Below are 14,694 nucleotides of genomic sequence, written 5' to 3'. Positions count from 1 at the left end.
TATCAGATATTCTTTTGAATAGAAATCGGAGCTCCGGGGGAAAATACATAAGGCATACTGTAAATGGAAAGGACGGAGAAAGCTATGGATTATTTAGAGATCGAAAAGGTGACCGGACGGGAGATTATTGATTCCAGGGGGAATCCCACAGTGGAGGCGGAGGTGCGGCTCGCCGACGGGACCGTGGCCAGGGGCGCAGCTCCCAGCGGCGCGTCCACCGGGGAGTTTGAAGCGCTGGAATTACGGGACGGAGATAAAAACAGATTCGGAGGCAAAGGGGTTTCCAAAGCTGTGGGAAATATCAATACAGTGATAAACACTGCCCTTCAGGGGCTGGACGCAGGCGATATCTATGCGGTTGATCAGGCCATGATCCGGGCAGACGGCACGAAGGACAAGTCCGGGCTCGGCGCAAACGCCATCCTTGCCGTATCCATCGCATGCGCGAGAGCGGCTGCGGTTTCTCTTGACCTTCCGCTTTACCGTTTCCTCGGAGGCGTGAACGCGAACCGCCTTCCGGTGCCTATGATGAATATCCTGAATGGCGGAGCACATGCGGCGAATACAGTGGATGTACAGGAATTTATGATCATGCCCGCAGGTGCAGAGAGCTTCGCGGAGGGGCTGAGATGGTGTACGGAGGTATTCCACGCACTGGCGGCACTGCTGAGATCAAAGGGGCTTGCGACAGCAGTCGGGGATGAAGGCGGGTTCGCACCGGATCTGGGAAGCGATGAAGAAGCCATCCAATACATCCTCCAGGCAGTAAAAGACGCAGGATATGAGCCGGGCAAAGATTTTGTCCTTGCCATGGACGCGGCTTCCAGTGAGTGGAAGAGCGGGAAGAAAGGCGAGTATGTGCTCCCGAAATGCGGGAAGAAGTATACATCCGCAGAACTGGTGGGACATTGGAAGTCGCTGGTGGAAAAATATCCGATCTGCTCTATTGAAGACGGCCTGGATGAGGAAGACTGGGAAGGATGGCAGGTTATGACAAAGGAGCTGGGAGACAGAGTACAGCTTGTCGGGGACGATCTGTTCGTGACCAATACAGAACGCCTGAAAAAAGGCATTGACCTGGGATGCGGCAATTCCATCCTGATCAAATTAAATCAGATCGGTACAGTGTCCGAGACGCTGGAAGCGATCAAGATGGCTCACAGGGCGGGATATACCGCGGTGGTTTCCCACCGTTCCGGGGAGACAGAGGATACGACCATCGCGGATCTGGCGGTGGCGGTCAACGCCTGCCAGATCAAGACCGGGGCTCCGAGCAGGAGCGAGCGTGTGGCGAAATACAATCAGCTCATACGGATAGGGGAAGAATTAGGGCCATCAGGAATTTATCCGGGATTTGGGGCGTTTCATGGGAAAACCTTTAAGTAGGAAGAGGCTGCCTGGCTGCCGGAGAGAAACGGCAGCCGGCAGCCTTCTGCATGTTTTCCGCCGGATGAGGAAACGTACAGCTGGTATGGATCATGAACGGATCATGGCAGGGTTAGTGCAAATTATTGTCAGATATAGCAAACTCCGCAAGAATTATAAAAATGACAGCAAAGTGAAAATTGACGGGAAAGGCATTATGCCATATGATGGAGATATAAAACAAACAGGGAGGTAAAAGGCTGTGAAAGAGACCACGAGCGGAAGAGTAACAATACCGACAGATCTGGACGTTGTGCCGGAGACACTGGAACTGATGAAACGGTGGGGGGCCGACGCGATCCGTGACTGCGACGGGACGGATTATCCGGACGAACTGAAAAAAGTCGATGCAAAAGTCTATTCTACATATTACACGACAAGGAAGGATAATGAATGGGCAAAGGCGAACCCGGATGAGATCCAGCAGATGTATATCATGACCCCGTTTTATACGGCGGTGGGGAGCGAGCTGTCCATCCATCTGATGGACCATCTGTACCCGGATATGCTCAAAGTAAATGACAGAGACGATATCACAAGATGGTGGGAAGTGATCGACAGGACGACAGGAGAAGTCGTGCCCGTGTCAAAGTGGGGCTATGACCCGGAGAGCGGGAATGTGACGATAACAGACGCAGAGGAATTCCATGATTATACAGTGAGCTTCCTCGCATACATCATGTGGGACCCGGTACATATGTACAATGCAGTGACAAACGGCTGGACAGATTTTGAAAAGCAGATCACATTCGATGTGCGCCAGCCGAAGACACATAAATATTCCATGGAACGCCTGCGGAAATTCATCAAAGACAATCCGCATGTAGATGTGCTGCGCTATACTACGTTTTTCCATCAGTTCACCCTGATCTTTGACGAGCTTGCCCGTGAGAAATATGTGGACTGGTACGGGTATTCCGCATCCGTAAGCCCGTATATCCTGGAGCAGTTCGAAAAGGAAGTGGGATATAAGTTCCGCCCGGAATTTATCATCGACCAGGGATATATGAACAATACCTACCGTATCCCGTCAAAGGAATTCCGCGATTTCCAGGCATTCCAGAGAAGAGAGGTCGCAAAGTTGGCGAAGGAAATGGTAGACATTACGCATGAGTGCGGCAAAGAGGCAATGATGTTCCTGGGCGACCACTGGATCGGCATGGAGCCGTTCATGGATGAGTTCAAGACCATCGGGCTGGACGCAGTCGTCGGGAGCGTGGGAAACGGAGCGACTCTCAGACTGATCAGCGATATCGAAGGAGTCAGGTATACAGAGGGACGTTTCCTTCCGTACTTCTTCCCGGATACCTTCCACGAGGGCGGAGATCCGGTCAAAGAAGCAAAGATCAACTGGGTGACAGCGAGAAGGGCGATCCTCAGGAAGCCCATCGACAGGATCGGATACGGCGGTTACCTGAAGCTTGCGATGCAGTTCCCGGAATTCATCGACTATGTTGAGAGTGTGTGCAATGAGTTCAGGACACTGTATGACAATATCAAAGGCACGACTCCGTACTGCATCAAAAAAGTCGCAGTCCTCAACTGCTGGGGCAAGATGCGCGCATGGGGGAACCATATGGTGCACCACGCAATCTACTACAAACAGAACTACTCCTACGCAGGGGTCATCGAGGCGCTGAGCGGCGCGCCGTTTGACGTGAAGTTCATCAGCTTTGACGATATCAGGGAGAACCCGGATATCCTGAACGACATCGATGTGATCCTGAACGTGGGCGATGCGGATACCGCTTACACAGGCGGGGACAACTGGACAGACGAGAAGATCATCACTGCTGTGAAGAGGTTCATCTACAACGGCGGCGGGTTTATCGGGGTCGGAGAGCCGGCTGCGCACCAGTATGAGGGACATTTCTTTCAGCTTGCGACTGTGATGGGCGTGGAGAAAGAGACAGGGTTTACCCTGAATGTAGATAAGTATAACTGGGACGAGCACGATCATTTTATCAAAGCGGACTGCACAAAGGACATTGATTTCGGAGAGGGCAAGAAGAACATCTATGCACTTGACGGGACAGAAATCCTCGTACAGCGCGACCAGGAAGTGCAGATGGCTGTCCGCAGCTTCGGGGACGGGCGCTGCGTCTATATCAGCGGGCTTCCCTACAGCTTTGAGAACAGCCGTATCCTGTACCGCTCCATCATCTGGGCTTCCCATGATGAGGAAGAGCTGCACAAGTGGTTCAGCACGAACTACAATGTGGAAGTACATGCCTATGTGAAAAACGGGAAATACTGTGTGGTCAATAATACATACGAACCGCAGAGCACCACAGTCTACAGGGGCGACGGATCCAGCTTTGACCTGGACCTTGCTGCCAACGAGATCATCTGGTACGAGATCTGACCGGTCCGGGAACCGGTCAGTCCTCCGCGTGGGACTGCCGGTATTTGATCGGAGTGATGCCGTAATACTTCCGGAACGTCTGCGAGAAATAGGACTGTGAGGAAAACCCGGTCGAGGACGCGATGTCAGAGATCGAGAAATCTGTGTCCTTTAAAAGCTGGCAGGCGGTTTCCATACGGCGCTGGTTCAGGTACTGTATGGGTGAGAGCCCGGTGAATTTAGCAAAAGAATGCGCCATGTAATACTTGTTCATGTGAGTCAGGCGTGTGAGTGTGTCGAGGGTAATGTGTTCGGCATAATTCGCGTCCAGATATTCCTTGATCACGGCGCATTCTTTTGACATTCTTGCAGAACTGATCGGGATCGGTATGAGCTGCTGCGACCGGATGAGCATGACGACCAGGATCTCCAGAAGGTTCTGGCAGACCATGTCAGAGCCGTAGCTCTCAGTCTTTACTTCCCGGTAGATCTGCCCGATCAGATCCCCCACGGAGGGCTGGCAGTCAAAATTAGAGAATACCTTCACAGAACCGGGATCATCCATAGACTGGAAGGCAATGCCGTCGAGGCCCAGCGCGTAATATTTCAGAGGCGTATTCGGACCGGACCGCTCGGTGTGCTCCAGGTACGGAGGGATGACCAAGAGATCCCCTGCTTTGATCTTCAGGGTCTCGTCGCGCAGGAGAAATTTGCCCGCTCCTTCCAGCACATAAAATAATTCGGTAAAATGATGGGTATGAAAAACACTTGACCAGTCTTTGTCATCTATACACAGGGAGATCGATAAAAGTCGTATATCTATCTGGGGTATAGGGGAATCCTGTATTGAATAATGTCTGTGGCTCATAACATCTCCTCCTTGCTGTCTCTTTCGCTTCGCCGTTCTGCCCTTTGCGGGCCAGCCGGCCTGCAGTTCTGATCTTAATTCTATTATAAAGGAAAAAATCTCAAAGACAAGAATTATAAAACGGTATTTTAAATTTGCGGATTAGATATTGTGCACAATTATTTTTGGTATTTATCCACAAAATAAGATGTATTAGCGGTCTGAGCCGCTTCTTTTTTTAGGTAATAAAACAAAATAGCAATATTTATAAAAGAAAAACCAATATCCATATGGAAAAAAAGCACAAAGTGTTATAGAATGAAACCACGCAGTAAATAAAAGGAGGTAAAAGATATGAAAAAGGATTTACTGAAAAGATTTCTGGCTGTAACGATGGTATCCGCTATGGCTGTCGGGAGTCTTGCTGCATGCGGCAGCGGCGGCGATGACTCAGATGGGGGAAAAGACGACAGCGGCAGCGGTGATGTCCTGAAGGTAGCAGCTTTCGAAGGCGGTAACGGCGCTGACATCTGGGAGAAGATCGTAGCAGCGTTCGAGGAGGAGACAGGAGCGGAAGTGGAACTGACTCTTTCTTCCGAGCTGGACACAGTGCTTACAAGAGATATCCAGAATGGCGATATACCGGACATTGTTTATTACAATTTGGGACAGCAGAGCGGGTTTACAGAGACTATGCTGAAGGAAAACGCGGTCGCTGATATCTCAGATGTTTTTGAGGGCGAACTCGCTGACAAGATGCTGGATGGCATCCTCGACGGAACAGCGGCTCAGCCGTACGGCGACGGAAAGATCTATCTGGCTCCGATCTTCTATACTCAGACAGGTTTCTGGTACAATGCGACTCTTGTAGGAGAGGGTAAACAGTACGCGCTCCCGACTACATGGGACGAGTTCTTCGCACTCGGACAGCAGGCGAAGGCTGACGGACGTTCACTCTTTACATATCCGCAGTCAGGATACTTTGACGCTACGATCTATGCGATGCTCGCACAGGCAGGCGGAACAGATTTCTACAACAAAGCGCTCAGCTATGACGCAAACACATGGTCATCTGAAGAAGGAAGAAAAGTGCTTGACACAGTAGCACAGCTCGTATCTTCTGACAACATCTTTGCTGATACAGTATCCAACGCGAACACAGACGGTGGGTTTAAGATCAACCAGCAGGCTGTTATCGACGGCGATGCGCTCTTCATGCCGAACGGAAGCTGGGTAGTAGGCGAGATGGCAAACTCCACACCGGCTGACTTCGAGTGGGGCGTGATGGGTGTTCCGAAGTGGAGCGCTGATGAGAGCCAGGCTGTTTACACATTTACAGAGCAGATGTGGATACCGTCAGATGCAGAAAACATCGACCTTGCAAAAGAGTTTATCAAATTTATGTATTCTGATACAGTTGTAGACCTCTGCCTTGCAAACAAGACAACAAACGCTGAGACAGGCGAAGAGTCTGACGCTCCGATCGTTGTTCCGGTCAAGGGTGCGGCTGACAAGCTTCCGGAAGGCGTTATCAAGACAAGCTTCCAGACAGGTGATGATGTTGTTGCTGTAACAGGTACATGGGCAACAACAGCTCCGATCGAAGGACTTGACATGAAAGGTTCTGTATACGGTGTTATCGATTCCATCAGCACAGGCAACATGACTGTTGACGAGTGGCAGTCACAGCTTGAGGAGGTATGGGAGAAGTGCGCAGGAGCTCTTGAGTAAAAGTAATTGATTTATTTGAAACGCTGAAAGAAACGGTGAGTGTCACAGCTCACCGTTTTTAAAAAGGAAGGAGGAACAGTATGAATAGAAAACGGTCGCAGGGACGGTTCGTCTTTTTCTGTATAGCGCCGGCTGCCATACTGGTTACGCTTTTCATATTTATTCCTACCATTAACGTGTTCAGGATGTCCCTGTACCGAATGGGGGGGATCACAAATAGAAAAGAGTTTGTGGGACTCAATAACTTTAAGACATTAATGGGAGATACAAATTTCCTTCAGGCAATGCAGAACTCGATCGCGATCATCGTGCTGGTGACATTGTGCACGATTTTTTTTGCGATCATGTTCGGTGCGATCCTGCACCGCGGCAAGTTTAAAGGGAAAAATTTCTTCCGCATCATTTTCTATATCCCTAATATTTTGAGTATTGTCGTTATCGCCGGTATTTTCGGCGCTATCTACAATCCGAGCACGGGTCTGCTGAATACATTCCTGGATGCCATCGGCCTGGGATTTTTGAAACAACAGTGGATGGGAGACCAGAATATCGTACTGTATTCGATCATCTTTGCCCTGATCTGGCAGGCGATCGGTTACTATATGGTTATGTATATGGCGAGTATGGCGGCGATCCCGGAAGATCTCTATGAAGCGGCGTCCCTCGACGGGGCTACGGAGCTTCAGATGTTTTTCCAGGTAACCCTGCCTCTGATCTGGAGCAATATCCGTACAACACTTACGTTCTACATTATCAGTACGATCAACTTAAGCTTCCTTTTCGTACAGGTGATGTCGAACGGCGGACCGAACGGGCATTCAGAAGTGTTCCTGAACTACATGTACTCTCAGGCATACGGATCAAGTGTGTACGGCTACGGTATGGCGATCGGTGTTGTGGTCTTTATCTTCTCCTTTGCACTTGCGGCTATTGTAAATAAGATCACTGACAGAGAAGTACTCGAATTTTAGAAGGGAGGATGTGGATCGAATGAAAAAGGAGAATACAGTATCCAAGATCATATTTAAAGTGATCATCTATATCGCCCTCATTGCAATGACTATTTCTATAATCGTTCCAGTGCTCTGGGTCTTTATGGCAAGCTTTAAGAGAAATGCAGAGTTTATCGGAAAGGGCACAAATCCGTGGGCTCTTCCGGAACAGCTCCAGTGGCAGAACTACGTGACAGCGTTTGTCGATGCGGAAATGGGAGAGTTTTTCCTCAACTCTGTTATCGTGACAGCGCTCGCGCTGATACTTCTGCTGGTGATCGCGCTGCCTGCAGCGTACGCTCTGTCCAGGTTTGATTTCAAAGGGAAAAAGATCCTGAATGTTGCGTTTATGGCTGGTTTGTTTGTTAATATCAACTATATCGTAGTGCCGATCTTCCTGATGCTCAGCGGGGCGAACAGGATGCTTGGGGTTGACTTTTTCCTGGACAACCGCTTTATCCTGGCTCTCATTTATGCATCGAGCTCCCTGTCTTTCTCTATCTATCTTCTGAGCGGGTATTTTAAGACGCTGCCCAAAGGATTTGAGGAAGCGGCATATATCGATGGATGCGGATATTTCAAGACCATGGTCAGCATTATGATACCGATGGCAAAGCCAAGTATCCTGACGGTGATCCTGTTCCAGTTCCTGTCATTCTGGAACGAATATATCATAGCATTTACTGTAATGAATGAGCACAATACTCTGGCTGTCGGACTGAAGAACCTGATGGCAGTGGAGAGGACGGCTACCAATTACGGGATCATGTATGCAGGTCTTGTGATCGTTATGATACCGGTCCTTGTTCTGTATATCTGTGTCCAGAAGCAGCTTACAAAGGGTATGACCTTAGGCGGATTGAAAGGTTAGGAGGGGAAAGAGAATGAGCAATGTTATCAGAAATATCATTATGTTGGTTGTGTTTATTGTCTGCCTCGCCCTGATCGTTGCAGGTCAGAAAAATATCAGTGCCATGGGACTGGCTATGGAGCTGATCGGGCTTGTAGGTTTGCTGACGCTTTTATTCCTGTACAACCGGAAATATAAATAGCATCAGAAAAAGGGCCTCTGCAAAGCGGATGGATCATCTGCCGGAGCGGAGGCTCTGTTTTTATGCAGAAAAAAGAAAGGGGCTGTCGGTTAATACCGATTTTTGACTCCTGACAAACAAGACGGAGACAATCCCGAAGAATATGGACATTTTTTAATCCATAATTCTGTCGGAGATTGCCTCCGTCTTTTTGCAAGCGCTATTTTAGGGCGCAATAACCCCTTGGCTGGATTTTTCAGAGCACTCCTTTGGTTAAGCCGCTTCCTGCTCCTTTTTCCCTTCAAATTTTTCGATTTCCTGATGTAAAAACCGATGATATTTCATGATGTTCCGCCCTATGGCATACAGCATGAACTCTTTATATACTTTCTCTTTCGAACGGTAGTTAAAACGACGGAAGTTTTCGTTCTCTTTGATATCTCCAAAGTGACCCTCTGTCTGGATCGACCGTGTCTGACGTTTCAGGATCCCTTCTTCACTCTGGATATTCGTGTTGGACTCCTCCCTCAGTTCTTCCCAGCGTTCATTGATCTTCATGACCTTGTTCTGGTCCGGATTCTTTTCGGGATTGTATTTATAAAGACATTTCGATTTATATTCACATTCACTGCAGTCCGCACAGCCGTATACCTCTACTGTCTGTGTGTAGCCGTCCTGTTCTTTGCTTTCTGTCCGGATATGGTGCAGTTCTCTTCCGTCATGGCAGATATAATAGTGCTCATTCTCAAAAACGGCGTATGTCATGTTGTAATACTTCCCGATGTCTTCTTTGTATGCCCGTGTCTTCCTCTTCTCATGGTCCTGCAGCTTGATGAAGCTGCGGATCCTGTTCTCTTTCAGATACAGCAGGTTCTTTTCACTGCAGTAGCCGCTGTCGGCAGTGACTGCCTCCAGCTTATCCCCAAACGCTTTCCTGTGTTTTTCCAGAACTGGGATCAGCGTGTTGTAGTCTGTCCGGTCATTGCTTACATATCCGTGGACAATAAAGTAATTTTCTACTGCGATCTGGACGTTATAGGCAGGTTTTAACTGCCCGTTCATCATATGGTCCTCTTTCATCCGCATGAATGTCGCTTCCAGATCTGTCTTAGAATAGCTGTTGCGGTCTTTCCCCATGATCTTAAAGCATTCTTTATACTCCATCAGGCGCTTTCCGCATTCTTCCAGTCCCTCATAAAGTTTCTGGATCTCCGGCTTACGCATTCCCTTCCCGAAAACAAACTCAATCCCTTCTCCCTCTGCAATCCGCATCAGGTTCTTCTGCAGTTTCCGGATTTCAAGCGGGGAACAATGATCGATCTCGATTATGGTATTATTAGGGATCTTCTTATGCTTTGTCAGTTTCCGCTCCCTGTTCTTTTGGATGATCTTCCTGACTTTGTCCATCCCCTCAATCACAAACATATGTGCATCCCCAAGGTCATATTTCGGGCCATACCCATTGTCCAGCAGGAAAGCGTTGTACTTTGTATAAAGGGCATCAATCGTATCCAGCAGGCCTGCAAGATGGTAATTCAGGCTGCCCCGCCAGACAAAGGTATATCTGTTGGCATTTGCCTCCAGTTTCGTTCCATCGATATAAAGTTCTTTCAGTGTAAGAAACCCTTCTTTTTCCAGGCGGCGCATGAACTGGTAATTCAATTCATCCAGGACTTCCCCTGTGAGCTTTTTGCCTTTAAAATCGTAAAAAACATCCCTTTGAGGCTTCTGCCCTTTCGTCAGCCAGATAAAAGCAAGGTCTCTCTGGCACAGATCAACAATCCGGTCAACGGCCCGGACTCCGCGCATGTTTGCGTAGGTAACGACAGCATACAGCATGATTGGGTTAAACCCGGTTCTTCCCTTGTTTGGATAACAGGCCAGCAGGCCTGAAAAATCTAATTCCTCCATCACTTTTTTCAGGGTATAGACTGGATCGTCATCGGGTAGACTCAATTCGAAGAAACTGAAGTTAATTTTCTGTTGCCCAATTTCAAAAAAGTCGTTATAATAATCTTGTTTTTGCATAGTTCCATTATAACATGGAACGGAGAGAAAGATGGTTGTCGTTAGCCATCTTTTTCTCTTTTTACAGGATAAATTTCAGGGGCAGTTGTGACTCATGCGAGTCACAACTGCCCCTGTTTTGGACTATCTATTTCCCGACAGCCCCTTTCTGAGCTGTGGCCGATATAGATATATTGTGTGATCCGATATGCCTGCCTTATGGCATGGATGCCGTTTCCAGAGTAGGCGGATACGGCCGGCCGGTGATAAGTTTTTCCCCGTCAGTAAAGCCTTCTTTCCGGTCTTTCAGGGACTGGATCAGATACCCTCTCAGCTGGCTGATCCTCGCCTGGCAGCCGGGCTCGGCTGCAAGGTCAGTGAGTTCGTGGGGATCTGCTGAAAGATCAAAGTACTGTTCCTGTCCTGTTTCCGGATACCAGATATATTTGTCATGCTCCGTGACGATCCAGTGGTTGGAAAAATCGCCGTAGGAGTGTTCTCCGTGGAGCCAGCCGCGGACAGTCTCTCCTGTGTCTGCCGCAAGGGGAAGGAGGCTTTTCCCGTCCACGGAATCAGGGATTTCCGCCCCTGCGATATCAAGGAGAGTCGGCATGATATCCCGCAGCTCGGCAACGCTGTGGCAGCGCTGACCGCTCTTTACAGTGATGCCTGTGCCGCTGCCTGCCCGGAAGAGCAGGGGGATCCGGCAGCTCCCCTCATAGGGACGGGATTTGCGGAACATATGGTGGTCGCACAGCTCTTCCCCGTGGTCAGAGGTAAAGAGGATCACAGTATCTTCGTAGATCTCATGTTCGATCAGCCCCATGATGAGCCGTCCGATCTGATGGTCAAGATGGGTGATGCAAGCGTAATAGCCGATCTGTGCCTGCCTCATAAGCTCCGGATCGGCCGGACCGGTTTTGGAGTCAAAGATTCTGCCGTCTCTTTTTAAGTATTCATCGGTTTCCCAGGAACCGACGAATGGCGGACGCAGATCTTTCCCGCTGTACAGGTCAAAATAGTGCTGGGGAGCGTCAAAAGGCGGATGAGGTCTCAGGTATGACGCCATCAGGAAAAACGGCTGCCTCGGGTCGCGCCGCCTCAGAAAATCCAGCGACCGGTCTGTCACCCAATTGGTCGGATGATATTTTTCTTCGTGGGTCCAGGGACGGGCGACCCAGCTGTTGCAGTCGATCCCGGTATCTGTCACATCCGCGGAGGCGCCGAGCTGATCTTTCAGCCAGTAGAAATAGTCGTCCGCGTAAAACTGGGATTCACGGTATGGGACGCTGCCGTACCGGGCGGAGTGCAGATATCCGTCATGCAGTTCTACATTGTGGAAACCAAGGTAATTGCGGAGCGGATGGACATGCATCTTCCCTACGCACTGCGTATAATAACCGGCTTTTGAGAGCTCGCCTGCAAGCGTATGCTCATAGTTCCACGGGACTCCGTCCTCGTACCCTACACGTCCGTGATGGCTCTGTTCCATGCCCGTGTGCAGCGCAGCGCGGGCTGCGATGCAGCTGGGACACGCGCTGTAGGCGCGGTCAAACATGACCCCTGTTGAGGCGAGGGTGTCAAGATACGGTGTCTTTACATCGGGATGCCCTGCATAGCCCAGGCAGTCGCCGCGCAGCTGATCTGTCATGATCAGGATGATATTTGGTTTTTTGTCCATAAACTTTTTCTCCTTAAAGGTAGATGATCGTGAGAGCAGTACATCGGTGTAAGCTCTGTATCCACCATAATACAAATACGGATGAAAAGCAAGCGTTTACGGAGATAAGGCGCAAAGACGGGAAGACGGGAAAAGTGTGTGGCAGAAAGGACGAAAATAATGTAAGATAGAATCACAGTGACAAAGGAGAAGGGAGAAAAGTTATGGGAATGGTAATTGTTTTTTTTGCAGTGAGTATTTTATCCTCCATTGCCGGGTCCATCTGCGGGATCGGGGGAGGAGTTATCATCAAGCCTGTGCTGGATGCGACAGGCATCATGAGCGTGAGCGCCATCAGTTTCCTGTCAGGATGTACAGTCCTTGCCATGTCTGTGGTGTCTGTATATAAAAATGTACGGTCAAAGGCAGCGAAGCTCGACCTGCGCATCGCCACCGGGCTGGCAGTGGGGGCTGCTGCGGGCGGAGTGATCGGGAAGACGATGTTCCAGTCTCTCAAAGCGGCAGTCGGGAACGAAGCGGTAGTCGGGATGACGCAGGCAATTGTCCTGATCGCGGTAACTCTTGGTACACTGATCTACACGGTATTTAAGCACAGGATCAGGACGAAAACATATACGCAGATCTGGCTCTGTGTTGTCATCGGCATCCTGCTGGGAGTGATGTCCAGTTTCCTCGGTATTGGGGGCGGACCGATCAACCTGGTAGTGCTTGCGTATTTCTTTTCCATGAGCACAAAGGAGGCGGCACTGAGCTCCCTGTATATTATCATGTTTTCGCAGATCACAAGCCTGATCCAGACCTGTGCCACAGGGAGCGTCCCGAAGGTGAGCGCCGCATACCTTGCCGCTATGGTAGTCGGCGGGATACTTGGCGGGACACTCGGCAGCAAGGTCAATAAAAAGATCAGCGAAGAAGGGGTCAACAAACTGTTTATCGCCCTGATGGCAGTGATCATCGGCATCAACATATATAATGCCGTAAAATTCGGCATGGCGTGACGGTCAGCGGGCAGACATGGAAAACTCTGCGCTGAACCGGGCGTCTTCGCCGTATATGGGCTCCAGCACTGCAGAACCATAGCTGTCAAAGACGAGATCATATCCTTCGTAGTTAAAATCGCACTCCACCGAGATCCCGGCATCGGCAAAGCTGAAATCTTCGAAATAGTCCCCATGTTCCCGGATGCGGGAGAAGATCTCCTCCGGTGTATCCGGCTGGATCGAGTAGCTGTCCTGGGCGCAGATATAGGAGACAGCGGCAAGCGCCATGATCTCTCCGTAGGACGAGATCCTGACATTCTCGTTTTCCACGGAATAGGAAAAGCGGATGCCGGTTATGATGCCGTCCTTTTCTGTGAATTGAAATTCAGGCAGCGGCGCGTAGTCTCCGTCCTGATTGATATATGGAGTGCCCGGTTTCTTCGTCCATCTCGCATGAGCGTCCAGATAAAGGGCGGAATCAGGGATCCCCGCGAGACCGGATGTGATGGAAGGGGGCAGGTTCAGCTGGCGCTCAATGCCGAAGAATTCCTGGGTGTCATTAAAGTTTTCGCAGAATTCTACTACTGTGAGATCTCCTGTATTGTCCGGGATCGCTGCGTACTGGTTCAGCGTGTCTTCTAATATGAGTGAGAAAGGGAGAAGCGCGATCGCAGCGCAGATCCCCAGAGGGAGCCTGCCTTTGTTCAGGCTCAGTACAGAGTCTTCTTCCCAGTATAATATTTCTTCGTTTGTGCATGCCTTATAAGATCTGTACATGCACACGAGCCAGTAGACCGGTATGTGGAATCCGTAGCCTTTCCAAAGTACATCCCACGTACGGTGGAGCGCTTCCCGGTAAGGAAGCCTCTTCCCGCCGAGGGCTGCCACCTTCAGTCCGAAACAGAACTTGCCGGGGGTAGTCCCGGTAAATGTCAGGAACAAAGGCTCGACAAGCAGGACAATAAGGTTTGTTATAAACAGGCTGCCGACCGTGCTCAGGATCAAAAAGGTGACCGATGTGTCTAAAGAGAAACTGTCACCGATATTGACGCCGATCACAAGAGTCAGAAAGGCGCTCCAGAGCAGACTGTACAGCGTAAGGTCGATCTCCCGGGCAAAGAACCGGCGCCACGGAGCGGTCACCTTTGGGACAGTGTCTTTCTCAAGCTCCGGGGGCGCGCTGCCCTGCGGCATATCCATCATGTCGAGATAATACTGTGCGTCAAATGTGTCATAAGCCGCATGGTCGCGGCACATCTGCTCGCATACATTCAGGCACTGGCTCAGTCTGTTCTGCTCTTCTTTTAAATAACTTAGATGTTTTAAAAGCACATCTCCAAGATCCTTTTCCCCGTTTCCGGCTGCACGGATATCATCAAGGCTCAAATGAAGAGTCCGCAGAAGCCGGATCCTCTTCAGCGTTTCAAGGTCCTTTTCTGTATAATTCCGGTACCCGTTTGTATCCCTTGCTGGAGTCAGGAGTCCCTGCGACTCATAGAAGCGGATATTGGCGCGGGTCATTCCTGAAAGGTCTTCGATTTCTTTGATCGTCATAGCAAAATCCTCCCTGCGGAATTATTTTATCTGTGCCGAGTATAAGGTGTCAACAGGATTTACAGTCAAGAGAAACCTTAACGTTTTTGTAAAAAGTGAGAA

At 49.7% G+C, this 14,694-nt stretch carries 11 protein-coding genes; 7 read left to right on the top strand and 4 right to left on the bottom strand.

Annotated features, from left to right (window positions below; genetic code table 11):
• The first annotated feature begins 84 nt into the window (after window positions 1–84).
• On the top strand, window positions 85–1,386 hold the full coding sequence (gene eno, locus B5G27_RS03670) for a phosphopyruvate hydratase (RefSeq protein WP_087177598.1): 1,302 nt from the start codon (window positions 85–87) through the stop codon (window positions 1,384–1,386).
• A gap of 241 nt (window positions 1,387–1,627) precedes the next feature.
• The gene (gene gnpA / locus B5G27_RS03665; RefSeq protein WP_087177597.1) at window positions 1,628–3,790 is read left to right on the top strand and encodes a 1,3-beta-galactosyl-N-acetylhexosamine phosphorylase; all 2,163 of its coding nucleotides are present in this window, start codon (window positions 1,628–1,630) and stop codon (window positions 3,788–3,790) included.
• Between the two features lie 16 nt (window positions 3,791–3,806).
• Here gnpA and B5G27_RS03660 read toward each other — a convergent pair whose 3' ends face one another.
• Complete coding sequence (locus B5G27_RS03660; protein ID WP_087177596.1) at window positions 3,807–4,637, bottom strand: AraC family transcriptional regulator; 831 nt, start codon at window positions 4,635–4,637, stop codon at window positions 3,807–3,809.
• 333 nt (window positions 4,638–4,970) lie between these two features.
• Here B5G27_RS03660 and B5G27_RS03655 point away from each other — a divergent pair, with 333 nt between their 5' ends.
• The 4 genes from B5G27_RS03655 (at window position 4,971) to B5G27_RS16125 (ending at window position 8,391) form a co-directional block, all read left to right on the top strand.
• Window positions 4,971–6,347: a carbohydrate ABC transporter substrate-binding protein gene (locus B5G27_RS03655; RefSeq protein ID WP_087177595.1), complete on the top strand. Its 1,377-nt coding sequence runs from the start codon at window positions 4,971–4,973 to the stop codon at window positions 6,345–6,347.
• An 80-nt stretch (window positions 6,348–6,427) separates the two neighbouring features.
• Complete coding sequence (locus tag B5G27_RS03650) at window positions 6,428–7,318, top strand: carbohydrate ABC transporter permease (RefSeq protein ID WP_087177594.1); 891 nt, start codon at window positions 6,428–6,430, stop codon at window positions 7,316–7,318.
• Window positions 7,319–7,337: 19 nt separating this feature from the next.
• Window positions 7,338–8,210: a carbohydrate ABC transporter permease gene (locus B5G27_RS03645; RefSeq protein WP_087177593.1), complete on the top strand. Its 873-nt coding sequence runs from the start codon at window positions 7,338–7,340 to the stop codon at window positions 8,208–8,210.
• A gap of 13 nt (window positions 8,211–8,223) precedes the next feature.
• The gene (locus B5G27_RS16125) at window positions 8,224–8,391 is read left to right on the top strand and encodes a DUF6903 family protein (RefSeq protein WP_164488435.1); all 168 of its coding nucleotides are present in this window, start codon (window positions 8,224–8,226) and stop codon (window positions 8,389–8,391) included.
• 252 nt (window positions 8,392–8,643) lie between these two features.
• Here B5G27_RS16125 and B5G27_RS03640 read toward each other — a convergent pair whose 3' ends face one another.
• Window positions 8,644–10,398, bottom strand: a complete 1,755-nt coding sequence (locus B5G27_RS03640; RefSeq protein ID WP_087177592.1) for an IS1182 family transposase — start codon at window positions 10,396–10,398, stop codon at window positions 8,644–8,646.
• Window positions 10,399–10,594: 196 nt separating this feature from the next.
• A complete protein-coding gene (locus tag B5G27_RS03635) occupies window positions 10,595–12,058 on the bottom strand; it encodes an arylsulfatase (protein WP_087177591.1) in 1,464 nt (487 codons plus the stop codon).
• Between the two features lie 209 nt (window positions 12,059–12,267).
• On the opposite strand from B5G27_RS03635, the gene B5G27_RS03630 reads away from it, so the two are divergent.
• Window positions 12,268–13,056: a sulfite exporter TauE/SafE family protein gene (locus B5G27_RS03630; RefSeq protein WP_087177749.1), complete on the top strand. Its 789-nt coding sequence runs from the start codon at window positions 12,268–12,270 to the stop codon at window positions 13,054–13,056.
• A 3-nt stretch (window positions 13,057–13,059) separates the two neighbouring features.
• Here the strand turns inward: B5G27_RS03630 and B5G27_RS03625 are convergent, their stop codons facing one another.
• Window positions 13,060–14,592, bottom strand: coding sequence for a MerR family transcriptional regulator (locus B5G27_RS03625; RefSeq protein ID WP_087177590.1), 1,533 nt, complete (start codon window positions 14,590–14,592; stop codon window positions 13,060–13,062).
• Window positions 14,593–14,694 lie beyond the last annotated feature (102 nt).

Origin of the sequence: Lachnoclostridium sp. An76, assembly GCF_002161355.1 — a bacterium.
Lineage (GTDB): Bacteria > Bacillota > Clostridia > Lachnospirales > Lachnospiraceae > Mediterraneibacter > Mediterraneibacter caccavium.
The sequence above is the reverse complement of the archived record's forward strand: the minus strand, read 5'-3'. Positions and strand labels throughout refer to the sequence as shown.